The organism is Aminivibrio pyruvatiphilus (assembly GCF_004366815.1).
Classification (GTDB): domain Bacteria; phylum Synergistota; class Synergistia; order Synergistales; family Aminobacteriaceae; genus Aminivibrio; species Aminivibrio pyruvatiphilus.
Window position 1 is genome coordinate 40,676 of the sequence record NZ_SORI01000001.1, and the last position, 24,910, is coordinate 65,585.

At 61.0% G+C, this 24,910-nt stretch carries 20 protein-coding genes; 16 read left to right on the plus strand and 4 right to left on the minus strand.

Translation table 11 applies throughout. From position 1 onward, the window contains the following. Positions 1 to 148: 148 nt before the first annotated feature. From C8D99_RS00140 to C8D99_RS00190, 11 genes are all read left to right on the plus strand, one after another. Positions 149 to 1,636 carry an NAD(P)/FAD-dependent oxidoreductase gene (locus C8D99_RS00140; RefSeq protein WP_133955120.1) on the plus strand — a complete coding sequence of 496 codons (1,488 nt, stop codon included), beginning with the start codon at positions 149 to 151 and terminating at the stop codon, positions 1,634 to 1,636. Continuing rightward, positions 1,633 to 2,895: an NAD(P)/FAD-dependent oxidoreductase gene (locus C8D99_RS00145; RefSeq protein ID WP_133955122.1), complete on the plus strand. Its 1,263-nt coding sequence runs from the start codon at positions 1,633 to 1,635 to the stop codon at positions 2,893 to 2,895. The genes C8D99_RS00140 and C8D99_RS00145 overlap by 4 nt, the downstream gene beginning before the upstream one ends. Then, entirely contained in the window at positions 2,892 to 3,269 is a 378-nt protein-coding gene (locus tag C8D99_RS00150; RefSeq protein WP_133955124.1) for a DUF1667 domain-containing protein, read from the plus strand. Before C8D99_RS00145 ends, C8D99_RS00150 begins: the two co-directional genes overlap by 4 nt. Positions 3,270 to 3,299: 30 nt before the next feature. Continuing rightward, complete coding sequence (locus C8D99_RS00155) at positions 3,300 to 4,310, plus strand: TAXI family TRAP transporter solute-binding subunit (protein WP_166669931.1); 1,011 nt, start codon at positions 3,300 to 3,302, stop codon at positions 4,308 to 4,310. Between the two features lie 73 nt (positions 4,311 to 4,383). Further along, a complete protein-coding gene (locus C8D99_RS00160) occupies positions 4,384 to 6,357 on the plus strand; it encodes a TRAP transporter permease (protein ID WP_133955128.1) in 1,974 nt (657 codons plus the stop codon). A 23-nt stretch (positions 6,358 to 6,380) separates the two neighbouring features. After that, positions 6,381 to 7,646, plus strand: coding sequence for a nickel-dependent lactate racemase family protein (locus tag C8D99_RS00165; RefSeq protein ID WP_166669932.1), 1,266 nt, complete (start codon positions 6,381 to 6,383; stop codon positions 7,644 to 7,646). Positions 7,647 to 7,773: 127 nt separating this feature from the next. After that, positions 7,774 to 8,889, plus strand: a complete 1,116-nt coding sequence (locus C8D99_RS00170) for an MGDG synthase family glycosyltransferase (protein ID WP_133955132.1) — start codon at positions 7,774 to 7,776, stop codon at positions 8,887 to 8,889. Beyond that, complete coding sequence (locus C8D99_RS00175) at positions 8,886 to 10,667, plus strand: putative bifunctional diguanylate cyclase/phosphodiesterase (protein ID WP_133955134.1); 1,782 nt, start codon at positions 8,886 to 8,888, stop codon at positions 10,665 to 10,667. The genes C8D99_RS00170 and C8D99_RS00175 overlap by 4 nt, the downstream gene beginning before the upstream one ends. Before the next feature lie 106 nt (positions 10,668 to 10,773). After that, positions 10,774 to 11,547, plus strand: a complete 774-nt coding sequence (locus C8D99_RS00180; RefSeq protein WP_133955136.1) for an oxygen-binding di-iron domain-containing protein — start codon at positions 10,774 to 10,776, stop codon at positions 11,545 to 11,547. A gap of 25 nt (positions 11,548 to 11,572) precedes the next feature. Continuing rightward, positions 11,573 to 12,415, plus strand: a complete 843-nt coding sequence (locus C8D99_RS00185) for a methyl-accepting chemotaxis protein (RefSeq protein ID WP_133955138.1) — start codon at positions 11,573 to 11,575, stop codon at positions 12,413 to 12,415. A gap of 1 nt (position 12,416) precedes the next feature. Continuing rightward, positions 12,417 to 13,640 carry an HD-GYP domain-containing protein gene (locus C8D99_RS00190; RefSeq protein ID WP_166669933.1) on the plus strand — a complete coding sequence of 408 codons (1,224 nt, stop codon included), beginning with the start codon at positions 12,417 to 12,419 and terminating at the stop codon, positions 13,638 to 13,640. A gap of 3 nt (positions 13,641 to 13,643) precedes the next feature. Here C8D99_RS00190 and C8D99_RS00195 read toward each other — a convergent pair whose 3' ends face one another. Then, entirely contained in the window at positions 13,644 to 15,266 is a 1,623-nt protein-coding gene (locus C8D99_RS00195) for a DEAD/DEAH box helicase (RefSeq protein WP_338024395.1), read from the minus strand. A 78-nt stretch (positions 15,267 to 15,344) separates the two neighbouring features. On the opposite strand from C8D99_RS00195, the gene C8D99_RS00200 reads away from it, so the two are divergent. From C8D99_RS00200 to C8D99_RS00220, 5 genes are all read left to right on the plus strand, one after another. Further along, positions 15,345 to 15,788: a hypothetical protein gene (locus tag C8D99_RS00200; protein ID WP_133955144.1), complete on the plus strand. Its 444-nt coding sequence runs from the start codon at positions 15,345 to 15,347 to the stop codon at positions 15,786 to 15,788. A 102-nt stretch (positions 15,789 to 15,890) separates the two neighbouring features. Continuing rightward, positions 15,891 to 17,501, plus strand: a complete 1,611-nt coding sequence (locus tag C8D99_RS00205; RefSeq protein WP_133955146.1) for a Na/Pi cotransporter family protein — start codon at positions 15,891 to 15,893, stop codon at positions 17,499 to 17,501. Between the two features lie 47 nt (positions 17,502 to 17,548). Continuing rightward, positions 17,549 to 18,907, plus strand: a complete 1,359-nt coding sequence (locus C8D99_RS00210) for an MATE family efflux transporter (RefSeq protein WP_133955148.1) — start codon at positions 17,549 to 17,551, stop codon at positions 18,905 to 18,907. A gap of 144 nt (positions 18,908 to 19,051) precedes the next feature. After that, positions 19,052 to 20,539 carry a UxaA family hydrolase gene (locus tag C8D99_RS00215; RefSeq protein ID WP_208321017.1) on the plus strand — a complete coding sequence of 496 codons (1,488 nt, stop codon included), beginning with the start codon at positions 19,052 to 19,054 and terminating at the stop codon, positions 20,537 to 20,539. Positions 20,540 to 20,563: 24 nt separating this feature from the next. After that, complete coding sequence (locus C8D99_RS00220) at positions 20,564 to 21,865, plus strand: mannitol dehydrogenase family protein (RefSeq protein WP_133955150.1); 1,302 nt, start codon at positions 20,564 to 20,566, stop codon at positions 21,863 to 21,865. A gap of 86 nt (positions 21,866 to 21,951) precedes the next feature. Here C8D99_RS00220 and C8D99_RS00225 read toward each other — a convergent pair whose 3' ends face one another. From C8D99_RS00225 to C8D99_RS00235, 3 genes are all read right to left on the minus strand, one after another. Next, positions 21,952 to 23,253 carry a TRAP transporter large permease gene (locus C8D99_RS00225; protein ID WP_133955152.1) on the minus strand — a complete coding sequence of 434 codons (1,302 nt, stop codon included), beginning with the start codon at positions 23,251 to 23,253 and terminating at the stop codon, positions 21,952 to 21,954. Next, positions 23,246 to 23,767, minus strand: a complete 522-nt coding sequence (locus C8D99_RS00230) for a TRAP transporter small permease (protein WP_133955154.1) — start codon at positions 23,765 to 23,767, stop codon at positions 23,246 to 23,248. The genes C8D99_RS00225 and C8D99_RS00230 overlap by 8 nt, the downstream gene beginning before the upstream one ends. Before the next feature lie 62 nt (positions 23,768 to 23,829). Next, a complete protein-coding gene (locus C8D99_RS00235; protein ID WP_133955156.1) occupies positions 23,830 to 24,810 on the minus strand; it encodes a TRAP transporter substrate-binding protein in 981 nt (326 codons plus the stop codon). Between the last annotated feature and the right edge of the window lie 100 nt (positions 24,811 to 24,910).

The following is a 24,910-nucleotide window of genomic DNA, read 5'->3' on the forward strand; positions in this document are numbered from 1 at the left end:
GGTTTTCGGGCCTGACAAAAAGTTAAAAAAAGAACTTGAAATTTTCTGTTGATTCCCCTTGTCTCCCTTCCCGCCACCATGATAATATAAAATCGGTTTGATTGGAATACCTTGGTCGACCAGATGCTTTGAAAGCGGGTGTTACAGGGTGGCTCAGGAGTACGACGTTCTTGTCATTGGAGGCGGGGTGGTGGGCTGTGCCATCGCCAGGGAACTTTCCAGGTTCCGGGTGAGGGCGGCGGTCGTCGAAAAGGAGATGGATGTCGGGCTGGGGACGAGCTGCCGGAACAGCGGTGTGCTCCACGCAGGCTTCAACTACGCTCCGGGATCGCTCAGGGCGGTTCTCGACGTGAAGGGCAACAGTATGATGGACGATCTCTGCCGGGACCTCAAGGTGAAGATCAAGCGGATCGGCAAGCTGACGGTGGCGCTGGACGACGAGGATGAAGCCACCCTCCGCAGGCTGAAGGAGCAGGGGGAGGCCAACGGCGTCCCGGGGCTCGAGCTCATCGGCAGGGAAAGGATGCAGCAGATCCAGCCCGGAGTGGAAGGGACCCTTGCCCTTCATTCCCCGAGCAGTTCCATCATTTCCCCCTACGGGCTTACCATCGGCCTGGCGGAAAATGCCCTCGCCAACGGGGTGAATTTTCACCTCGGGCAGCGCGTGACCGCCCTTTCCCCCCTCGCGGGGGGCGGCTGGTCCGTAACGACCGGGTCCGGGGAGACCTTCACTGCGAAGGTCCTGGTGAACGCCGCCGGACTCTTCTCCGCGGAGGTGTGCCGTATGGCGGGGATCACCGATTACGTGATCTATCCCTGCCGGGGCGAATATTACGTCCTGGACAGGCGCCTCGACGGCACCCTGAAGGCCCTGATCTACCCGGCGCCGAAGAAGAACGCGCCCGGGCTGGGCATTCACCTGACGCCCACCGTGGACGGCAACATCCTCATCGGCCCCAGCGCCGAGTACCTCAACGACCCCGAAGACCACGGCTGCACCGCCGACGTGATGCAGGAACTCCGCAGGGAGGGACGGGAACTCCTTCCCGAGATCCGCATGACTGACTATATCCGGAATTTCTCGGGCATCCGCCCGAAACAGACGCCCCCCGAAGTGGGCGGCAACAAGGACTTTGTCATCGAGGACCGGAAGGACGTCCGGGGATTCATCAACCTGGTGGGCATAGAGAGCCCCGGGCTGACCTGCGCTCCCGCCATCGCGGAGATGGTCCGGGGAATGGTGGAGAAGCATATCCCTCTCATTCCCGACCCCTCCTTCAATCCCGTGCGGCCGGGCAGCCCCCTGTTCTTCTCCGAGCTGCCGGCGGACGAAAAGGCGGCCCTCATCGCCGACAACCCCAATTACGGAGAGATCATCTGCCGGTGCGAAAAGATCACCAAGCAGGAGATCCTGGACGCCATAAGCAACCCTCTCGGCGCCAGGACGCTCGTGAGCATCAAGTACAGGGCCCGGGCCTCCATGGGCCGTTGCCAGGGAGGATTCTGCGTCCCCCGCATCACCCGGATCCTTCGGGACGAGTTCGGCTGGAAGCCGGAGGATTTTCTGAAGCGAAGCGCCGGTTCGCCCCTGTTCGTGGGCAACGTCCGGCCCGGGAAGGGAGGAGCTGCCCGATGAACGGCGAGAGGAAAACAATTCCCGCAGTCCGCAGGGACGTGGTGATCATCGGCGGCGGACCGGCCGGTCTCGCGGCGGCCGTGGCGGCGAAGGAGGCAGGATGCGGCGACGTGCTCCTCATCGAGCGGGACCGCATTCTCGGCGGCATCCTGAATCAGTGCATTCACGACGGCTTCGGGCTGCACACCTTCAAGGAGGCCCTCTCAGGTCCCGAATATGCCGCCCGGTTCATCGACCGGTTCCGGGAACTCGGTATCGCCGCCATGGAGGAGACCATCGTTCTTTCCCTTTCGGCGGACCGGGTTCTTGAGGTGAGCACCAGGGGAACCTACCAGCGCATCGAGGCGGGGGCTGTCATACTCGCCATGGGGTGCCGGGAGCGCACCAGGGGGGCCATCTCCATTCCGGGACACCGCCCGTCGGGGGTGTACACCGCAGGTGCGGCCCAGAACTTCATGAACCTCGAGAACATTATGGTGGGGAGAAAGGTCTGTATCCTGGGCTCCGGCGACATCGGCCTCATCATGGCCAGGAGAATGACCCTCGAGGGCGCGAAGGTGGAGGCGGTCTTCGAGATCCTTCCCTATTCCAGCGGCCTTCCCCGGAATATCCAGCAGTGCCTCAACGACTACGGCATCCCTCTCCATCTCAACACCACGGTGACGGACATCGTCGGCAAGGGCCGCCTCGAAGGCATCAGGGTGGCCCAGGTGGGCGAGGACCGGGCCCCCATTCCCGAAACGGAACGGTACGTTCCCTGCGACACCCTGCTGCTTTCCGTGGGGCTCATCCCTGAAAACGAGCTGACACGGGAGGCGGGGGTCGGGATGGACCCCGTGACCGGCGGGGCTGTGGTGGACGATTCCTTCATGACGTCCGTCCCGGGCATATTCGCCTGCGGCAACGTCCTCCACGTCCATGACCTCGTGGACTGGGTCTCCGTGGAAGCGGCGGAAGCGGGCAGGTTCGCGGCCTGTTTCGTCCGGGAGGGACGCTGTGCCCTGCCGAACCCCATTCCTGTGAGGCCGGGGAACGGCGTGCGGTACACCCTTCCCCAGGCTGTTTCGGGCGAGAGGGATCTGATCCTTTCCCTGCGGGTATCCGCCCCGTGGAGAGACCGCTGCGTGGTGGTCCGGGACGGCGGCAGGGAGATCGCCAGGAAGCGGGAGATGCGGCTCCACCCGGCGGAAATGATCCGGATCGACCTGAAGAAAGAAGCTGTTTCAGGCTGTTCCTCCCTGGAGGTGACGGTTGAATGAGCACGAGAGAATTTACCTGCGTGGTCTGTCCCAACGGCTGTTCTATCGTCGTTGACGTGGACAATGATGAAACGCCTGTGGTCACAAGGGTTCAGGGAAACGTGTGCAAACGGGGGGAATCCTGGGCCCGGCAGGAGGTGGAAAACCCCATGCGCACCATCGCGTCCAGCGTGCCGGTGTGCTGCGGCGATTTTCCCCTTGCCAGCGTCCGGACCAGCCGCCCCATACCCCTTGCAAAAATACGGGAGGTGATGGATGAGATCCGGAAGGTGTCTCTGGAAGCACCGGTGGAGATCGGCGACGTGGTCCTGCCGGCTCCTGCCGGGTGCGATACTGAGGTCATTGCAACAAGGAGGGTTCGGAAAGTCGGTTAAGAGTTCCAGACATAAAAGGAGGGAATGAATGTGAGGAAAAGCATCATAGCAGCAGTGGTCGTTCTCGCGCTCATCTTTGCGGCAGGCCCCATGATCGTCGGAGCCGAGGCCAAGTCCTACCGCCTCAATATCGCCACCGCCACCACAGGCGGAGCCTATTATCCCATCGGCAACGCCATGGCGCAGATCTGGTCCAAGAACATCAAGGAGGTCACCAGGGCCTCGGCACAGTCCACTGCGGGCACTCCCCAGAACGTGGAACTCATGATGAACGAGGAAGTCCAGATCGCCATCGGCCAGAACGGCATCTGCTACTACGCCTTCTACGGCAAGGGAACCTACGAGGGCAAGCCTCCCTACAAGGAGATGCGGGGCATGTTCACCCTCTATCCCAACGTGATGCACTGGATCGTCCGCAAGGACGCCGGGATGAAGTCCGTCGCCGACTTCAAGGGCAAAAAGTTCGTTCCCGGCCAGGTGGCCAGCGCCACCGAGATCAACAGCCGCGAGATGATGGAAGCCTATGGCCTGAACTACATGAAAGACCAGGGAGAAACCAACGTGACCGCCGACTTCCTCGGCTACAACGAGGCAGTGGATCTCCTCAAGAACGCCCAGACCGACGGCACCCATATCGCCGGCGGCGTTCCCACCGCGGCCATCATGGACGTGCTCTCCTCCGGCGCCGGTGAACTCATATCCATGGAAGAAGACAAGATCAAGGAGATCGTGGAGAAGTATCCCTGGTACTTCCCCTTCACCATTCCCGCCGGATCCTACCCGAACCAGGACAAGGACGTCAGGACCCTGGCCCTGTCCAACATCCTCTTTACCGACGTGCGCCAGGACGAAGAGCTCGTCTATCTCCTGACCAAGGCGACCTACGAGTTCCACGACGATCTCGTGGCGGCCCACAAGGCCACGGCCTACACGGTGCTCGAAAACTCGCTGAACGGAATGACCATTCCCCTTCACAAGGGAGCGGTGAAGTACCTGAAGGAAAAGGGAGTCAACGTACCGGATAAGCTCATCGTAGACTAGCACCGGTTTTGCTTTACGGGGGAGGGAACGGGCTGTTCCCTCCCCTCATTCGTCCGTGCGGAGGTAAACGGCTGTGACTGATCAGAACGGCAAGCTCAACGAGAATCAAGAACCGGTTGTTGACATCATATCGGAAGAAGAGGCGGAGAAGGTCCTCGAAAAGGCGGACGCGGAATCCCGCTTCCGGAAATACACGGGAAAGTGGGCGGCGGCCATAACGGTCATCGCCGTGGCCATGTCCCTGTTCCACCTTTACACGTCAGGTTTCGGCACGCTGATGGCCATGAAGCAGCGAAGCGTCCACCTGGCGTTCCTCGTGCTCCTCACGTTCCTTCTCTACCCCGGCTCGAAGCGCGCTCCCAGGGGACGGCCCTCGGCGGTTGACTGCTTCTGGCTCGCCCTCTCCCTGTCGTCGAGCCTCTACATCCTCTTCGCCTTTGATGCCTTCAGTATCCGGGGAACCGCCATAACACCGGACTACGTCATGGGAACCATCCTCATCGTCTGCATTCTCGAGGCGACGAGGCGTACCGTGGGGAAGGAACTGATGATCCTCTCCCTTGTCTTTCTCGCCTACGGCTACTGGGGTGAATACATTCCCGGCGTCCTCGGCCACACCGGGTTCAGCTTCCGGCGCATCGTCTACCAGCTTTTCCTGTCCTCCGAGGGTATTTTCGGCATCTCCCTCGGGGTGTCGTCCACCTATATCTTCCTCTTTATCCTTTTCGGGGCCTTCCTCACCGAGACGGGCATGGGCCGGTTCATCAAGGACCTCGCCATGTCCCTCGCAGGGAGGACCATCGGCGGCGAGGCCAAGGTGTCCATCGTGGCCAGCGGCCTCATGGGAATGATCAACGGAAGCGCCGTGGGCAACGTGGCGGCCACGGGAACCTTCACCATTCCCCTCATGACCGGCGCCGGCTTCAAGCCGGTCTTCGCATCGGCGGTGGTGGCCGTGGCGGGAACGGGAGGCATGATCATGCCCCCCGTCATGGGAGCGGCATCCTTCATCATGGCGGAGTTCCTCGGGGTGCATTACGCCAAGATCATGCTGGCGGCGGCCATCCCGGCGGTGCTCTACTACCTGGCGGAGTACGCGGTCATCCATATCGAGGCCGTCAAGATGGGTATGAAGCCCATCCCCAGGGAAGAAATCATCCCGATCACGAAAGTCATGAGAGAGCGGGGACACCTGCTCGTTCCCATCATCGTCATCGTGTATCTTCTGCTCATCGGCAGAACGCCTCTCTACGCGGCTTTCTACGGCATCATCGCCTCGGTGGGAGTGAGTTTCATCACGAAGGAAACCCGGCTTACCTGGAAATCCTTCCTGAAAGCCATGGAGTCCGGAGCCAGGCAGAGCGTGGGCGTGGGCATCGCCTGCGCTGTTGTGGGCAACATCATCGGAATCACGAACCTCACAGGTCTGGGTCTCGTGCTTGGCGACAATATCGTCTCCCTCGCGGGGGGCAGCATCCTCATCACCACTTTCCTCACCATGATCGTGTGCGTCATCCTGGGCATGGGACTTCCCACAACGGCCTGCTACATCGTCACCGCCACCATCGCGGCACCTGCCCTTGTGAAACTTGGGGTCAACCCCCTGGCGGCCCACATGTTCGCCTACTACTTCGCCTGCCTTTCCAACCTGACACCTCCTGTGGCCATCGCATCCTACGGTGCCGCGGGCCTGTCGGGACAAAGCCCCTCGGCGGTGGGCTGGACGGGGTTCCGGATCTCCCTCGCGGGATTCCTCATCCCCTTCACCTTCATCTATAACCCGGATCTGCTGCTTGTGGGAGCGAACTACTTTTCCATCGCCCTGTCCACCGTGACGAGCTTCGTGGGGGTCATCGCCCTGGCGGCGTCGCTGCAGAACTACCTGTACGTTCCCATGAACGTCCTGCAGCGGCTGGGCATGTTCGTCGGAGCCATTCTGCTCATCTTCCCCGGCGCCGCGACGGACGCGGCCGGAGTCGGCCTTGCGGCAGCCGTGTTCTTCTGGCAGAGGGCGCAGCGGAAGGCCTCGGCCTCCCTGACCGCATAATCCGCAGAAGGGAGCTGAGACCAGTGAAAACGGTGCTGAAATGGGGAAAGGAGGACATCTTCCTCTCCATCCCCGACAAGAATATCCTGGCGGTGCTCGAACCCTCCGGAGGAGAGCCCGTGGCCGACCTGGCGGCGGAGGTCGCCCGGCTGGTGAAGCACCCCACGGCAGGGCCGTCCCTGGAGGAGACCGTCGGCGCAAACAAACCGAAAACGGCCGCGATCATCGTAAACGACATGACCCGGTCCACCCCCACCGCCGAGATGCTTCCTCCCCTGCTGGAGGAACTGGAGCGGCTGGGCGTTCCCTCGTCGGGGATTTCCATCGTTGTTGCCACCGGGACCCACCGCCCCATGAACGACGACGAGACGAGGCAGACCGTGGGCGATGCCGTGTTCGCAAAATACCGGGTGGAGAATCATGACTGCGACTCCCCCGACCTCGTGGACATGGGAACCCTGTCCACCGGAAACCGGCTGATGATCAACAAAACCGTGGCGGAATCCGATCTCAGGCTCGCCATAGGCGAGGTGCTTCTTCACTACTACGCCGGGTTCGCGGGAGGACGGAAGAGCATCCTTCCCGGAGTGGCCGGGCGGGAGACGGTCATGACGAATCACCGCATGATGACAGCCCCCGGGGTGGGCATCGGCGTGGTGGACGGCAACGTCCTCAGCGGCGAGATGGTGGAGGCGGTGGAAAAGTTCTGTCCGCTCCACTTCATCCTCAACTGCGTGTCCGACAGCTCGAAGCATATCGTCCGCGTGGTGGGGGGGCACTGGTACGACGCCTGGAGGGAGGGCATCGCCACCTTCCGCAAGTTCAACTTCGCCCCCATTTCGAAGAAGGCGGACGTGGTGTTCCTGTCGGCAGGGGGATTCCCCAAGGACATCAACATGTACCAGGCCCACAAGGCCCTCTACATGGCGTCGAGGGCCGTCCGTCCGGGAGGAACCCTGGTCTTTTTCGCCGAGCTGGCGGAAGGCTACGGACACAAGGTCTTCGAGGAATGGGCGAAGCGGCGCCTCGGCATTGACGGCGCCATCGCGGCCTTCGAGGCGGATTTCCGGTTCGGCGCCCACAAGCTGTACTACCTGGCCCGGCTGGCGAAGGAATGCACCATCCTGCTGTACTCACGATCCGGCAGGGAGGACAGCGAACTGATGTTCTGCGAGAAGGCGGAGTCCCTGGCGGATATCCTGCCTTCACTGGCGGAAAAGTACGGCGAAGATTTTACGTCCTACGTGATCCCCCAGGGGGGCATCGTCCTGCCCATGGAAGATGTCTGACGGTTTCCCCTTTGCCCTTCATGGGGTACAATGAAGGGCAGTTCATTATAAGGATGCCTTTTCCGGGCGGGCGACTGCCGAAGTCCGCCCGCCCGGACGCTTCCGGAAAGCCCAGGGGGGAAACTCGGTGCGACCCGTTCACGTTATTTATGTCAGTGCCGGAAACGGTCACAGGATGGCGGCGAGAGCCATCAGGGAATCCCTGGACCAGCGCATGGTTCCCAACGTGGTCATGGACCTGCTCGATTTCTCGAGCGACCTCTTCAAATGGTCCTACAGCGATGTCTACGCCTTCGTGAGCGAACATTCCCACCTGGCCTGCAGGATCATGTACGACCTCACCGACAAGAACCGGGAGGAGAGCGCCGCCCTCCGGCTTTTCGAAAAGATCTCCACCGAGAACGTGAAAAAATTCATGCGCTACATCGCCGAGAACGAACCCCGGAAATGCATCTGCACCCACTACTTCCCTCTGAACGTCCTCTCCCGCATGAAGGAAGCGGGGCTGTACAGCGGTCAAATCTACACGGTGATCACCGATTTCGGCCTCCGCCGCATGTGGGTGAAGGACCACGTGGACAGGTACTTCATCTCCGGCGACCGGGTTCTCCGGGGACTCCTGGCCCTCGGCGTCCCCAGGGAGAAGATCTCCATGACGGGGATTCCCGTCTCCCGGAAGTTCGCCTCCCTGAAGCGGGAGGGACGAAACTTCTCGAAGAAGCGCCTTTCTTTCCTCTTTGTGGCCAGCAGCATCCCGAACATCCTTGCTCTGGACATCCTGGCGGCCCTTTCGAGGTCCGGCCACCCCATCGACGTGACCGTGGTGACCGGACGGAACAAGGATCTCCTTGCGGACCTCGAGAACGTCACCGCTGGAGGCGGTCTTTCCCTGAAGGTCAGGGGCTTCGTGGACAACCTGGAGGAGCTCATGGCCCGGGCGTCGGTGCTGATCACCAAGCCCGGCGGCCTGACGGTGAGCGAGGCGCTCTGTGCGGGCGTGCCCATGATCCTCGTCAATCCCATCCCGAAACAGGAGACCAACAATTCCGCCTATCTCCAGGAGAAGGGGGCCGGTATTCTCGCCAGGACCGCCGGGGACGTGGAGCGGATCGTCGATCGCTTTTTCGCCGACCGGTCCGTTCTAGCCGCCATGGAAAAGGCCGCCTCTTCCATCGCCTTTCCCGGCGCCGCTGATGCCGTGGCGTCCCTGATCGCCGGCGGAGAGGGGAGGGACGGGCGATGAAGGAAACGGGAGGAACGGCTCCCCTGAAGGGAAATGCTTTTGCCGAAAGGTTCGGTGAGCTCTTCGGGTGCGGCGAGGGGACCGAGAAAGTGCGGCGGGCCCTGCAGATCATTTCCACCGTGTTTTCCAGCACGGTGGAAGGGATCGTGGTCACCGATCCCACGGGCATCATCCGCATGGTGAACCCTGCCTTTTCCTCCATCACGGGGTACAGCGCCGAAGAGGCGGTGGGAAGAAATCCCCGGATCCTCAAGTCGGACCGGCACCCTCCGAAGTTCTACGAAGACTTCTGGAAGACCCTGATCAACGAGGGGAAGTGGGAGGGAGAGATCTGGAACCGGAGGAAGAGCGGCGAAGTCTACCCCGAGTGGCTCTGCTGCTCGGCCGTCCATGATGAGAACGGGAACGTCACCGACTACATCGCCGTCTTCAACGACCTGTCGGAGGTTCATTTCAAGGATGCGCAGATCGAGCTCCGCTCCAACTTCGACCAGCTTACCGGCCTTGCGAGCAGGACCGTGTTCTACTCCCGCCTGGAAAGTGAGCTGGAGCGGCAGGGCCGGGACGGAAGGCGCCTTGCCCTCCTGGTGCTGGACATCAACCGCTTCAAGAACATCAACGATTCCCTCGGACATTTCGCAGGGGACGACGTGCTGCAGCAGGTGGGCGCGAGGCTGTCCCGCCACCTCGGCGGCAGGGACAGGGCGTCCCGGATCGGCGGCGACGACTTTCACATCCTCATCCCCGAGGCCCGCTCCGTGGAGGAGATTGCCTCCGGGGCGGAGAAAATACTCTCCCTGCTGAACGATCCCGTGGATGCGGCGGGGAACAGGATCTTTCTCAGCGCCTCCCTCGGCATCGCCGTCTTTCCCGATGACGGCAGGACGGCGGAGACGCTGCTCAAAAAAGCCGACATGGCCATGCACAAGGCCAAGGAACTCGGCATAAGCAATTTCCGGTTCTTCACCGGCGAACTGGGAGAGCAGGCATCGTCCAGGCTCCTTCTGGAGAACTCGCTGAGGCGGGGTCTCGAAAGAGACGAGTTCCGCCTGGTCTACCAGCCGAAGTATGACCTCCGGGAGGACCGGGTGTCCGGCATGGAGGCCCTGCTCCGCTGGCATGCCCCCGACCGGGTGATTCCCCCCTGGGAATTCATCCCCCTCGCTGAGGAGACGGGGCTGATCCTGCCCCTGGGCGAATGGGTCTTCCGGGAGGTCTGCCGCCAGGTTTCCCTGTGGACGGACGAAGGGTATCCTCCCCCCGAGGTGGCGGTGAACCTCTCGGCCCGGCAGTTCCACCAGGACGGGCTCGTCTCCGTCCTGAAGGCGGCCATGGATGAATATTCCGTGTCCCCTTCACGGATAGGCATCGAGATCACCGAGTCGGGGATCATGGAGGACCTGGTGGATTCGGTGGCCATTCTCTCGGCGGTCAAGGACCTGGGGATGACGGTCTACGTGGACGACTTCGGCACGGGGTATTCCTCCCTGAACTATCTCAAGCGGCTGCCCATCGACGTGCTGAAGATCGACAAGTCCTTCGTGGAGGGGGTCCTGGAGGACAGGAACGACGCCGCCATCACCCGGGCGGTCATCGGCCTCGGACGATCTCTCGGCATGGCCGTGGTGGCCGAGGGGGTGGAGACGAGAGAGCAGCTTGATTTCCTCAGGCAGAACGGATGTGATGGAATCCAGGGCTACCTGCTGAGTCCTCCTCTTCCGCCCGGGGAAACCCTCCGGTTCAGAAAAGCGGGGCATACCCCTTTGTTTCCCGCATAGGTCGGGATATAATCAAAGGAAAATATTCCGGACGCCGCTTTTTGCCCGGTACCAAAGCATCCGGGAATGAACCTAATACGGTCATTTCGGGAAGGAGTTGGAGTATATGCAGCATGTGAGTTCCCTTTCCCTGTACGATCAGGGCGATCACCGGTTCATCATGCTCGGATGGGAGGAGCAGGAGGAAGAGGTGGCCGTCCAGACGAACCAGTACGTCATCTCGTCGGGAGGAGAAGTGGTCCTTCTCGATCCGGGCGGAGCCCATGTCTTTCCCAGGGTCCTCGCCAACGTGGCCGAACTCTTCGAGCTGAAAAACATCAGGCATATTTTCTACTCCCACCAGGATCCCGACGTGTCGTCGGGGATCACCCTCTGGCTCTCCATGGCCGAGAAGGCCTCGGTGCACATTTCGGGTCTGTGGGTGCGGTTTCTTCCCCATTTCGGAATCTACGACGTGAAGCGCATCGCCCCCATTCCGGACAAGGGCGAGACAGTCACCCTGGGCAACGGGAAGAAGCTTGTCATGATCCCGTCCCACTTTCTTCACTCCACCGGATGCTTCTCCCTCTACGACCCTGCGTCGAAGATTCTCTTCACCGGGGACATCGGCGCGGCCATCTTCCCCCGGGGCGGCCGGTATCCCGTGACGGAGGACCTGGATTCCCACCTGAAGTACATGGAGGGCTTCCACAGGAGGTACATGGCGTCCAACGCCGCATGCCGCCGGTGGGTCAAAATGGTGTCCGCCCTCGACGTGGAGCACATCGCCCCCCAGCACGGCGCTTTCATCAAGGGCCGGCAGAACGTGAAAAAATTCCTTTCGTGGTTCGAGAATCTCTCCTGCGGGGTGGACGTTCTCGACGAAATCTACGGCCGCTGACGGCCCCGGCCGGGAGGACGACGGAATGGAGCGCAAGTATTCGGAAGTGATCCACCAGCTCGGCAGCGCTTATTTTGCCAACACCCTCATGAACTCCTTCATGGCCCAGCTTGACGAGGTGCTGGTGAACCGCGTCCGTTCAGTGGAGGAGGAGATAGCGGAGACGTCGGAGCGGTTCGTGCAGCTCAGCCGCGTTCTCAGCGATCTTCAGGCCGAGTTTGACAGGAGCGGTCGGGAGACCAGGGAAACGGTGGAACAGATCAACCGGATGAACGGCGACCTCGTAACAGAGCTTCAGCGTTCCGGCACCGACCTCGAAGGCATGAGCGAGAACGTGTCCCGGACCGTGGACGCCACCACCGGCACTCTCGAGTCCTTCCTGGAGATCGAAAAAATGTCGAAGGAAATCCAGCGTATCGCCAAGCAGACCAATCTTCTTGCGCTGAACGCTTCCATTGAGGCGGCCCGGGCGGGGGAACACGGAAGGGGATTCGCCATCGTGGCGAAGAACGTCCAGGAACTTGCCGCCGAAACAAAGGCGGCCTCCGAGTCCATCGGAGCCAAGGTGGGGGAGATCTCCGGCTCGGTGGAGCGGGCCATGGAGGACATCCGGGGGATCAGCGACATGTTTGACATGATCCGCCGGTCCCTGACAACCTTCACCAGGTTCCTCGACACCAACAAGGCCTTCATGGAGAGGATGGAGCGGACCATGGCCGACGCCGGGGAGAAGGTCAACAGGAGTTCCGGCGAAATGGAGAGCTCCGTGGAGGTTCTGGGTGATGCCTCCAGGAAATTCGGATCCATGGCGGCCACCATCTCGGCCATCGTCCTGGCCCAGAAGAATCTCAAGAAAATCAGGCTCTGACATGGAAAAACCGCCCTCGGCAGAACCGCAGAACAGATACGGGGAAACCGGCGGGGAGAACGTGGTCGATGTTCCCCTGGACGACCTTTGCCATTACCGGGGAAAGGTGGCCGAGGACATCATTTCGGAGGACGGGGCTCTGCTCCTTCCCAGGGGCAGCGATATCCCGCTGATGCTCCGGACCATGCCCGGAATAACGAAGACTCTCCGGCGCTGGAACAGGGAGTTTATCCCCGTCCAGGTCTCTTCCGACATCACGGAGGAAGAGTTCGAGGCCGTCCTCCGGGCCATCGAGCCGAAAACCCGCATGCTTGACCCGGGACTGGCACGAAGGGCCATCGACCAGGTCGAGGAAGTCTACTCCAGGATTTCGGAGAACGGGCATTCCCGGGAGGGAATGGAAACCCTCGAAAAAGAGGCGGACAGGCTGGCCCGGGACGTGATGCGGTCCCCCCAGATTCTCCTCTGTCTCGGCAAGGTGAAGGATTCCGATGAGTACACCTTCATCCATTCTCTCAACGTGGCCCTTCTCTCTGGATATCTCGCCTCCATACTTCATCCCGGGGACGAAGAACTCGTGAAAACCATGACCTTCGGCGGACTGCTCCACGACCTGGGGAAGGCGAAGGTCCCCCAGGAAATTCTCAACAAGCCGGGCCGTCTGACCTCCGAGGAGTTCGAGATAATGAAGACCCATTCCATCCACGGGATGGTCTCCGCCGTGGCGTCGGGGGTGAGCGACCGGCGGCTGCTCTCGGTGGTGAGGAGCCACCACGAGCGTTGGGGAGGGGACGGGTACCCCGACGGACTGAGGGAGAACCGGATTTCCATCCACGCCAGAATTGCCGCCGTGGCCGACGTGTTCGACGCCCTCACGGCAAAACGGGTGTACAAGGATCCCATGAGGAGCAGGGAAGCGGTCTCCATGATTCTCGAATCTTCCGGAAGCAGCTTTGACGGGGCCATCGTCCGGGCCCTTCTTCTGTCGGTGGGGCTCTATCCCCCGGGAACGGTGGTGGAACTCTCCGATTACAGCGTAGGTGTTGTCACCGGTGTCCGGAACAAAGACCTGCTCCGCCCACAGGTCTGCCTCTCGGTGGATTCCAGGGGGCGCCGGCCGGAGTCGCCTGCCATCATCGATCTTTCCCTCGGGACGGACCTCTTTATCCGTCGGTCCCTAAACGACATGGGAAAGGGCGTTGTCTACGGACGGACCGAATCCTGAGGCTCACCTCAGGGAATCTTCTATTTCCCCTATTTTTTCCTCGAATCCGTAGATGGTGGGATCAATGTCGTCCACCACGGCGTTCAGCTCCTTCATGGACCGGAAGGCGTATCCTTTCGGCAGGCGGTTAGCGTACCGCTTTACCTTCAGCAGGGCCTGGAGGTAGTTTCGCTCGAAGGGGAGAATGACCTGGGCCGCCATGATGGCGCCGGGGCTCGTCTCCGAAAAGAAGAGATAGGCCATCTCCAGGTTCTCCTCGATGTCCATCTCGTCGTACCAGAGAGCCGCCAGCAGTTTCCGGAACTTCTTCTTCTCGTGTCCACCCACCATCTTCCGCACCGCCCGGTCGATCCTGTTCATCCCTGACCGCAGGATGTGCTCCGTGAGATACGGATCTCCCTTCGGCCAGGAGAATCCGGCGATATACTCCGCTTCCGCCTCGGGGAGCACCTGCTTCCGAAGCAGCCGCCCGAAGGAAGGCCGGAGGGAAACCGACGCCGGTTCCGGCGGGGCGTCCACCAGCTCCCGGAAAATATCCCCCGTGGAAAAGCCCCTTCGCTCGAAGGGTGAGTTGAGAAGCCAGGTCACGTAGCCGGGATCGAAGAGCCCCTTCCGTCCCGCCCTGCCTGCCATCTGGGAGAATTCGTTCTTCGAGACGGGCATGTCGGAATGGTAGTGGACGAGCTGGGCGAAGACCACAGTCTCGGCCGGAAGGTTCACTCCCAGGGCGAGGGCGTTGGTGCCGCAGACCACGTCGAGGATCCTCTCCCGGAAGGCCCGTTCCACCAGCAGCTTTTCCTTGGGCAGCATCCCCCCGTGGTAGATGCCGACCCCTGTGAAGAGGGGCGGCTGGATTTTCGGCACCTCGAGAATGGACGCGATCTCCTGGAGACGGTCCCGCTGCCCCGCCGAAATTTTCTTCCGGCTTCTGGAGGCCTGAAAGGCCAGCTCCACAGCTCCCTTCTGTGAGAACAGAAAGACCAGGGCATCCTTCAGCCCGTCGATTCGTGCCGGCTTTGCGGGGGTGAAGATCAGCTCCGTCTCCCGGCGGGTGTTTTCGTGCAGGAAGAATGTCCTCCCCGTTACACCGCTGAGGTAACCGGCCACGGAGGAAGCGCCCCCGAGGGTTGCCGACATGACGAGGACGGCGGTGGTGGGATCCGTGTCCCGGATGCCGTCGATATAGGCCCTTGCCCGGTCGGGATCGTCAAAGATATAGTGGAATTCGTCCACGATGAGTTTCTGGCCCGGGACGAAGGCGTATTTCAGGGAATAGATTTCCTGGGTGCAGCAGATAATGGAGGCTCCCTCGTTTTTCTTGAAGTCCCCCGTCTCGATGCCCACGTCGAACCCCATCTTCCTGAGGTCGAGGTACCGTTCGTTGCTCAGTGCCTTGATCGGGGCGGTGAAGATGATCCGCCCGCCTTCAGGGTAGACCGGGAACCCCTCCTCGTCGAGGATGCCGGCCCAGAGGTAGGCAACAAGCGTCTTTCCCGATCCCGTGGGGGCGGAGAGCACGGCGTTCTTTCCTCGGATGGCCCTATGGGCCCTGAGCTGCCACGGATAGTATGAAAAAGTGTCCAGGGGATGGTCTCCTTCCGCCCGGGGAAACGGGCCTGGGTTTATTTCCGTTTCTCATGGTATCACAAAACGGGGAGGGAAAAACATGATAAGATACTGCAATGAGAAGAAGGAGGTGTCCCCTTGGCCGAGTATCGGGTTGCGGCAGGAGAAGCGGAGGCAGAGGATGGAGAAGTGCTGGTGTTCAGGCTCGAAGCGCGGAAGCCCTATGCTTCCCGGCGCAGGGAGGATGCCTTCTGGATGAAGACCGGCGACGAGGTGACCCAGGCTGCAGCGGACGCCGGGCTGCCCTTTGAGGCGGTGACGTATTTTCTGAAGAAGGCCGGCAGCGTGTCCGGCATGCCGGTCAGCCTGTACGGGCCCCGGAAGGACGACGGATGGAGAGTGCTCACCAGGCCCGGCAGGAGCGGGAAAGGAGGATCCCTCATGGATAAAGAGAAAATCCAGTTCGAGGAAGCGAAGCTCATAGCCGAAGAGATCGCGAAACGGAACAGGGACTATCTGCCCGACGAAGAAGAGGAGATCGTTACCCCCGACGAGCTGGAAAACCTGATAAAGGGTGAATGAGGAGGCGGCTCCCTCCTGTAGTTTCGGAGGAGTGCCCGCCTGTTCTGTCATCCTGCTGTTGTGTAGCCGGAACGAAACGATGAAGGGGCAGGGGATGTTGTTGTGACGTGGGGCAGTGTGTTTCAGATTATCGGCGGCGTGGGGCTTTTCCTGTACGGAATCAAGCTGATGAGCGAGGCGCTCCAGTACCTTGCAGGCGACAGGATGCGGCAGCTCATAGGTTCTCTCACCAAGACCCCGATCCGGGGCGTCTTCATAGGTGCTCTTGTGGCCATGCTCATCCAGAGCAGCAGCGGCACCACGGTCATGACCGTGAGCTTCGTCCACGCGGGGCTCATGACCCTGAAGCAGGCCGTGGGCGTAATCATGGGCGCCAACATCGGAACCACGGTGATCGCCCAGATCGTGGCCTTCAAGATCAAGGACTTCTCCCTTCCCATCCTGGGTATCGGGGTGCTCCTCGTCCTCTTCGGGAGGACCAAGCGGCAGAAATACATCGGCAACGGGCTCGTGGGTTTCGGTCTCCTCTTCCTGGGCATGCAGACCATGGAAGCCTCCATGGCCTTTCTCCGGGACAGGAAGGACCTTTTTCTTGCCTTCAGCTCCAGCCCCCTGCTCGGCGTTTTCGTCGGCACGGCGGTCACCATGGTGGTCCAGGCAAGCTCGGCCACCATAGGTCTGACCATGGCCATGGCGGCCCAGGGACTTCTCACTCTGGACGCCGCAATTCCGATCCTTCTCGGCGACAACATAGGAACCACCATCACCGCGGTCATCGCCTCCATGGGGGCCAACCGGTCGGCGAAACAGGCGGCCACGGCCCATGTGCTCTTCAACGTCATCGGCGCCTGCATCTTCCTCGCCGCCCTTCCCCTCTACAAGCAGGTCATCGTCTCCACCTCGGGGGACATCAGCAGGCAGCTTGCCAATGCCCATACCATATTCAACGTGGCCAACACAATCCTCTTTCTTCCCTTTGTGTCCGTTCTCGTCTGGGTCATCCGGCACCTGGTCCCCGACAGGGGGGAGACCTCGGTGGCCGGGCCTATGTACCTGGACATGAAGCTCATCGGCGCATCATCCGCGGCAGCGGTGGACGCCGTGAAGAAGGAGATTCTCCACATGGGTTCCCTGGCGGCTTCCATGCTCCGGGACGTACGCCGGGCCTTCGAGGAAAACGACCCGAAGATGATCAACGAGGTGACCCAGACGGAGAAGGGCGTGAACGAGATCAACCGGTCCATCACCGCCTACGCCTCGGAAATCTGGCAGAAGGGACTGTCCAGCGACCTGTCCACGGTGCTCGGCTCCTATGTCAACGGCGTGGGTGACATCGAGCGGATAGGCGACCATGCCACGAACCTCATTGAACTGTACGAATACAAGATCGACCACGGGGTCGAGTTCTCCTCCCTCGCCATGGAGGAGTTCCGGGACATGTTCGACAGCGTCGAGGATGCCGTCCGCCTGAGCCTGGAGTCTCTCGACGAGGAGGACGTGGCAAAGGCGAAGGAAGTGGACCGGCTCGAGGATGAAGTGGACCGGAAGGAAAAGACCCTGAGGAAAAACCACATCACCCGGCTCAATCGGGGCGAATGCACTCCCCAGGGAGGCGTGATATTCATCGACATTCTCAGCAACCTGGAGAGAGTCTGTGACCATGCCCACAACCTTTCCTACATCGCCGTGGATATTTCGAAGCTCCACCGGTGACGGCGAAACCGGGGCATAAGGAAGGCGGCAGAGAAGAGCCCGGCGGAATGAACAAGGAAAACTCCCAGTATCTCAGGATGACGCAGATGCCGGTGGGCAGCCTTGTATTTTCCCTGGCGGTACCCACTATCATCAGCATGCTGGTGACGGCGGTGTACAACCTGGGAGATACCTATTTCGTCTCGAAGCTGGGAACAAGCGCTTCGGGAGCCGTCGGCATCGTTTTCTCGCTCATGGCCATTATCCAGGCTGTGGGTTTTACCATCGGCATGGGTTCCGGAGCCCAGATCTCCAGGCTGTTGGGTGCCCAGAAAACGGACGAGGCAAACAGGGTCGCTGCAAGCGGCCTTCTTGCGGCCGCCGCCTTCGGAACGCTTCTCTCCGTTTTCGGCCTGCTCTTTCTTGACGGCCTGATGCGCCTCCTCGGGGCCACGGAGACCATCCTGCCCTACGCAAGGGACTACGCGGCCTATATTCTGTACGCGGCACCGGTCATGGCGTCGTCCTTCCTGCTGAACAACATCCTCCGGGCCGAAGGAAAGGCAAGGTTTGCCATGGTGGGGCTGACGACCGGCGGGCTTCTCAACCTGCTGCTCGATCCGCTGTTCATCTTCGGCTTCGGAATGGGTATCGCGGGGGCGGCCATCGCAACGGCGATCAGCCAGTGCGTCAGCTTCTGCATCCTGCTCTCATGGTTTCTTCGGGGAAAGACCATCGTCAGGCTGGGGGCAGCGGGAATATCGAAGCGTCCCGGGACCTACCTCCACATCCTCAAAAATGGCCTCCCCTCCTTCTGCAGGCAGGCCCTCGCCAGCATCGCCACCATTGCCCTCAACGTCAGCGCCGCCGTCTACGGCGACGCCGCCGTGGCGGCCATGTCCATCGTCGGCAGGCTCTTCATGTTCGTCTTTGCCGTCAATCTCGGCATCGGGCAGGGGTATATGCCCGTCGTGGGGTACAACTACGGCGCCGGACTCTACGACCGGGTGAAAGCCGCGTTCTGCTTCACTCTGAAAGTAACGGGGGTGCTGATGACGGTGGCTGCTCTTGCGGGATTCACGGCCGCGCCGGTCCTGATCAGGCTCTTTATCAGGAATGATGCCGAGGTGGTGCGGATAGGGGCGGGAGCCCTGCGGGCCATGTGTCTCGCCATGCCGCTGGTGCCGCTGGGAGTGGTGTGCAACATGACCTTCCAGTCCATCGGCAGGTCATGGACGGCCACGGCGCTTTCCCTGGCCAGGCAGGGAATTTTCTTTCTGCCCCTGATCCTGGTCCTTCCGGGAGCTCTGGGGATTACCGGAGTCCAGATAACCCAGCCCCTCGCCGACGGGCTGACCTTCCTGAGCTGCCTGCCCCTCACGGTCTGGTTTTTGCGGGATCTCCGAGCCCGACAGGATACCCGCTAACGGCACCGGCCGCCCCAACGGGTGCGGTATGCCCGGGAATGTATTTCCCTTCTTGACTTTTTCATTTTCTCCGCTATGTTGGGGAAAACGTTTAGTGGATGAATGCTTTTATTGCACAATGGATTGACGAGGGAGGGACAACCCATGACATTAATGGAGAAAAACGAAGTCCGCTGCATCCTGCTGAAGGCGGAAGATTCCGTGGCGGTGCTTCCGGAAGGGGGAAAGGCCGGGCAGAGCCTTTCAGGAACCGGCGTGGTGCTGCGGGATGATATTCCGGCGGGACACAAGGCCGCCCTGCGGGACATTCCCAGGGGAGGCCCGGTGGTCAAGTATGGTCATCCCATGGGCCGGGCATCCAGGGATATCGCTCCCGGAGAGAAGGTCCATGTGCATAACGTGGAGTCCGCCCTCCGGGCAGAATGGAGCATGGACTGGAATCCCTCCGGGGCAGGCTTCCGGGAACCTGCCGGTCCTGTGCCTTATTTTTCAGGGTATGCCAGGGAACAGGGCGCGCCGGGAATCCGGAACGAACTCTGGATCATCCCCATCGTGGGATGCGTCAACGAGTACCTGAAATTCCTGGCGGACGGATACACTCCGCCGCCGTGGATAGAAAAAGTCCGGGTGCTCTCTCACCCTTACGGCTGCTCCCAGCTCGGAAAGGACCTGGACATGACTGCGGCAGTCCTCGAGGGACTTGCGAGAAACCCCTGTGCAGCGGGGGTCGTCGTGGCCGGCCTTGGGTGCGAGAATCTCCAGAGGGTTTTCATGGAGACCCGTCTTTCTGACCTCCGGAAGGCCAGGTTCTTTTCTCTCCAGGAAGTGGACGACGACCGGCAGCACCTCTACGGTTTTCTCGACGAGCTTGCGGAGGCGGCTCCCAGGGCGAGGACGGAGTTTCCCCTTTCGGAAGTGACCATCGGGGTGAAGTGCGGCGGCAGCGACGGATTCTCGGGACTTTCGGCCAACCCCCTGGTCGGAGAGGCGGCGGACATGCTCTGCGCCTGGGGCGGCAGGGTTCTCGCCACGGAGATTCCCGAAATGTTCGGCGCCGAGGATGTGCTTGCCTCCCGGATCTCCGACGAAGATGTCTTCAGGGCCTTCTCGGGCACCATCAAGTGGTTTCGGGATTACTATGACGCCCACAACCAGCCGGTATACGAAAACCCGTCGCCGGGAAACAAGGACGGCGGCATCACCACCCTGGAGGAGAAGTCCCTGGGGGCGGTGAACAAGTGCGGTTCCGCTCCGGTGACCGGTGTGCTCACCATGGGGGCCCAGGCCACGAGGAGAGGGGTCTCCGTGGTCTTCGGCCCGGGGAACGACCTCATTTCCGCCACCGTCATGGCGGCGAGCGGCGCCCAGGTGATCCTCTTCACCACGGGGCGGGGAACCCCCTATTCCACGGTGGTTCCCACCATAAAAATCTCCTCAAACACGGATCTGTACAACCGGAAGCGGGGATGGATCGACTTTGACGCCGGCCCTCTGCTCTCCGGGGCCGACAGGAAGGAGACTGCAGCCCGGCTGATCTCCCTGCTTGCGGAGACCGCCTCGGGCCGCCTCACGCGAAACGAGGAGAACCGTACAGGAGAGATCGCCATCTTCAAGGACGGCGTCATCCTCTAGGACCGGGAAGAAAGGAGAACGACCATGAACTATACCGTGCTTCAGTTCGGCGAGGGAAACTTCATCCGGGCGTTTTTCGACTGGATGCTGCAGAAAATAGAAGACGCCACTGGGGATAAATACAAAGTCTTCCTGGTGCAGCCCATCGACATGGGCCGGGTGGAGGAGATCGCCGCCGCCGGGGAGTACCATGTCCTTCTCAGGGGGTACCAGGAAGGGGAATACCGGGAAATACTCGACCCCGTCAGAGTGGTGGCCGGAGGCTCCAACCCCTTCACTCCCGAGGGTCTGAAGGCCATGTTCGAGGCAGCCATGTCCCCCGGCCTCAGGGTGGTGACGTCCAATACCACCGAAGCGGGCATCTTTTTCGAGGAGAAAAAGGCGCCCCACAACTATCCCTCCCTCCTCGCGGCGGCCCTTGAGAAGCGGTCGGCGGCCGGATTGTCCCCCCTGTACATCGTTCCCCTGGAGCTGATAGAGAACAACGGCGCCGCCCTGAAGGACTGCCTGGAAAAATACGGGCGGCTCTGGAACTATGGCCCCGCCTATTTCAGGTACCTCGAGGCGTGCACCTTCTACGACACCCTGGTGGACCGGATCGTCACGGGGTTTCCTGCAAAGGAGTCGGCGGAGGTCTTCCGGAAGATAGGGCATGAGGACAGAAACGTCACTGCAGGGGAGCTCTTCCACCTCTTCGTCCTCCAGGGAGATAAATCAATACTGGATATTCTTCCCTTCCACAAGGCCGGGCTGAACGCCGTGATCACCGAAGACAGGCTCTCCTTCTACCGGGACAGGAAAGTCCGGGTGCTCAACGGGGTCCACACGGCTTCCGTCCCCGTGGCCCTTCTCGCCGGGGTGGAATACGTCAGGGACTTCGTGGAGGATGATCGTTTCGCTCCCAGGCTGAGGAGCCTGGTGCACGACGAAATTGTCCCCGCCTTTTCCGACGATGCCGAGGCGCACCAGTACGGCGAGGATGTTCTCGAGCGGTTCAGGAATCCGGCCCTGGAGCACGCGTTCCGGTCCATCGCCCTCAACTCGGTGGCCAAGTCGAACACAAGGCTCCGGCCCACCCTTGAGGGGTACTTCGAGAAATTCGGCGAGCTGCCCCCCGTCCTGACGGAATGCATCGCCGCCATGACGGAACTGTATGACTGTGACGGCGTGAAGGATCTTCCCGGAGGTCCACTGGAGCTTTCCGACTTCCGCCAGCTTCGGGGCCGGAGCCTCGGGGAAATGACCGACAGCTTTTTCCCCGGCCTTGCCCCGTCCCTCAGAACAGCTCTTATCGACAGGCTCGGCGAGCTGCGGGAACGCACATAGGATGTTCTTTTCCGAATCCGGAGACAAAAACGACCCGGCCTTTCCGCTGAAGAAAGGCCGGGCTGTTCTTTCCGCCGGTGGGCTGCCTATTTCCCCATGACCAGTTCGGGAACGAAGAGGACCACCTGGGGGACGAAGGTAATGAGCAGCAGCACCGCCACCATGGCCGCATAGAAGGGCAGCATGGCCCGGGTCGCCTTCTCGAGGGAGATCTTTCCCACCGCGCAGCCCACGAAGAGGGCCGAGCCTACGGGCGGCGTGCAGAGCCCGATGCCCAGGTTGAGCATCATCATGATGCCGAACTGGACGGGGTGCATGCCCAGGGTCCCCACCACCACGGGGAAGAGGATCGGGGTGGTGATGAGGATCAGGGGGGCCATGTCCATGATGCAGCCAAGGGCGAGGAGAAGCAGGTTGACGAGGAGCAGCAGGAGTACCGGGCTGTCGGTGACTGAAAGCAGGGCGCTTGTGGCCAGGGCGGGGATCTTCAGGTAGGAGAGCAGCCATCCGAAGGCCTTCGCCGCCGCGATGAGGCTCATCACCATGGCCAGGGTCTTGAGGGAGGAATAGAGGATCTTGTTCATCCGCGACAGGGGGATTTCCCTGTAGACGAAGAAGGTGACGAAGAAGGCGTAGACGCAGGCCACCGCCGCCGACTCCGTGGCGGTGAAAACGCCCGAGATGACGCCGCCGATGATGATGACGGCGGTGAAGATTCCGAGGACAGCCTCCCGGGAGATCCTCAGGGCTTCTCTCCAGGTACAGGGCTTTTCCTTGGGGTAGTCCCGCTTCACTGCGATGATGTAGCTGGTGATCATGAGAGCGATGCCGAGGATGACGCCCGGGACGAAGCCGCCGAGGAAGAGCCGCCCCACGGAAACGCCCCCCGCGGCGAGGGAATAGATGATCATGTTGTGGCTCGGCGGGATGATGATGCCCTGGCAGGCGCTTGTGACGGTGACCGCCACGGAGTAGTCGGCGTCGTACCCTTCCTTCTTCATCATGGGGATGAGGATGGTGCCGATGGAGGATACGTCCGCCACGGCGGAGCCCGATATGCCGCCGAAGAACATGCTCGCCAGCACGTTCACCTGGGCAAGGCCTCCCCGGACCCTCCCCACGAGAAGGTTGGAGAAGGCGATGAGCCGCCGGGAGATCCCACCCTCGCCCATCATCTCACCGGCGATGATGAAGAACGGGATGGCGAGGAGGGAAAAGGAATTCACCCCCTGGACCATCTGCTGCATGACGGCCATGAGAGGGATTTTCAGGTACATGGCGGTAATGATGGATGAAACCGCCAGGGAAAAAGTGATGGGCACCTTGAGGACCAGGAAGACTCCGAAAGAGCCGAGGAGCAGCCAGGAAGCGAAAGTCGTGTCAGGCATCGGGAGCGCACCTCCCCCCGGAGAGCTTTTCGTCCATGCCGGCATCTCCCTTGTCCAGGCCGAACAGGTTCATGAATCCCTCGTAGAACACCAGGATGCCCGAGAGGACCAGGGGAAAGTACATCACCGAGGCGGGCATTTCGGTGGCCGGGAGGATGGACCTGCTCGTGAACTGAACGAGGATCCATCCATAGCGGACCATGATGAATCCGAGAAAGAGGGTGACAAGATCCGTGAGCTTCGCCAGGACAAAGTCCGTCCGGGGGGAAATCCGCTCCGGAAGAAGGCAGAGGCTGATATGAAGACGGTGTTTCACTCCCAGGGCAAGGGAGATGAAGGTGAACCAGACCACGATGACGATGGAAACTTCCTCGGACCACGGAATGCCCGAGTTCAGGACGTATCGCATGAAGACGTTGGCGAAGATGAGGACCACCATGGCCGGGAGAAGCAGTTTCGCGAAGGCCACGAGGGTGAGATGAATGAATCTGAAGACGGCAGTGAAAAATTTCAAAATTTTACCCCCCCGGAAAGGAAAAAGGGGAAAGCCTGTACAGGCTTTCCCCTGCGGGACAGCTATTTCACTTCCTGAATCTTCCTGACCACTGCCTGCAGTTCAGGCTTCAGCTCCGAATACAGGGGCTCCATGGCCTTCTGGAACTCTGCCACGGCTTCAGGGGTGAGGTGGGTGATTATGGACCCGGCGGCGGTGACTTTTTCCTCGGACACCTTCTCGAACTCCTTCCAGAGCTTGATCTGGAAGGGCATGGAATCCTTCGCAGACTTCCTGATGATCTCCTGGTCTTCCTTCGAGAGCCTGTCCATGGTGATCTTGCTGGCGATCAGGATCTCGGGAACCCTGGTATGGCCGTCGAGGGTGAAGTATTTCGCCACCTCGTAGTGGCTCGTGGAGAAGTAGCTGGGCCAGTTGTTCTCGGCCCCTTCGATGACGCCTGTCTGGAGGGCGCTGTACACCTCGCCGAAGGGCATGGGGGTGGGAACGGCGCCGAGGGCGGAGACCAGCCCCATCATGAGCTTGCTTTCCTGGACGCGGATCTTCAGTCCCTTCAGGTCGGCCACGGACTTGATCTCTCTCTTGGAGTTGTAGAAATTCCGGGCGCCGGAGTCATACCATGCCAGTCCCACGAAGTTGGCGGGCTCGAGGCTGTTCAGGAATTCTTCGCCGATGGGACCGTTGAGGACCTTCCACATATGTTCCTCGTCCCGGTAGAGGTAGGGCATCTGAAGGGCGTCGAAGGCCGGGGCGAAGGCGGCGAGAGGAGAGATGCTCACCCTGGTGAAGTCCACGGCTCCGAACTGCACCTGCTCGATGACGGCCTTTTCCTCGCCGAGCTGCTTGCTGTGGTAGACCTCGATCTTGATCCTGCCGCCGGTGCGTTCCTCCACCAGCCGGGCGAACTCCATGTCGCCCTTGGTGGTGGGGTAATCCGCCACGTGGGTTTCCCCGAGGCGGAGCACCATCTCCGGAGCCGCCGCCGCCGGAAGGGCCGAAACCGCAACTGCGAGAACAGCGAGAACCAAAAGGAACCGTTTCATTCAATCTCCTCCTTTAAATTTTGAAATAGAAGCCTTGCTTATTGTAGTCGGCCTATTCCGAAAACGCAATCAGAGGCCGGCTCTGTATGAAAATGCGTTT

What these genes read in the sequence shown, in the direction of transcription:
- C8D99_RS00215 (WP_208321017.1), top strand. Translation starts at nt 19,052, where the DNA reads ATGACATTAATGGAGAAAAACGAAGTCCGCTGCATCCTGCTGAAGGCG.
- C8D99_RS00235 (WP_133955156.1), bottom strand. Translation starts at nt 24,810, where the DNA reads ATGAAACGGTTCCTTTTGGTTCTCGCTGTTCTCGCAGTTGCGGTTTCG.
- C8D99_RS00175 (WP_133955134.1), top strand. Translation starts at nt 8,886, where the DNA reads ATGAAGGAAACGGGAGGAACGGCTCCCCTGAAGGGAAATGCTTTTGCC.
- C8D99_RS00150 (WP_133955124.1), top strand. Translation starts at nt 2,892, where the DNA reads ATGAGCACGAGAGAATTTACCTGCGTGGTCTGTCCCAACGGCTGTTCT.
- C8D99_RS00145 (WP_133955122.1), top strand. Translation starts at nt 1,633, where the DNA reads ATGAACGGCGAGAGGAAAACAATTCCCGCAGTCCGCAGGGACGTGGTG.
- C8D99_RS00220 (WP_133955150.1), top strand. Translation starts at nt 20,564, where the DNA reads ATGAACTATACCGTGCTTCAGTTCGGCGAGGGAAACTTCATCCGGGCG.
- C8D99_RS00190 (WP_166669933.1), top strand. Translation starts at nt 12,417, where the DNA reads ATGGAAAAACCGCCCTCGGCAGAACCGCAGAACAGATACGGGGAAACC.
- C8D99_RS00210 (WP_133955148.1), top strand. Translation starts at nt 17,549, where the DNA reads ATGAACAAGGAAAACTCCCAGTATCTCAGGATGACGCAGATGCCGGTG.
- C8D99_RS00180 (WP_133955136.1), top strand. Translation starts at nt 10,774, where the DNA reads ATGCAGCATGTGAGTTCCCTTTCCCTGTACGATCAGGGCGATCACCGG.
- C8D99_RS00225 (WP_133955152.1), bottom strand. Translation starts at nt 23,253, where the DNA reads ATGCCTGACACGACTTTCGCTTCCTGGCTGCTCCTCGGCTCTTTCGGA.
- C8D99_RS00185 (WP_133955138.1), top strand. Translation starts at nt 11,573, where the DNA reads ATGGAGCGCAAGTATTCGGAAGTGATCCACCAGCTCGGCAGCGCTTAT.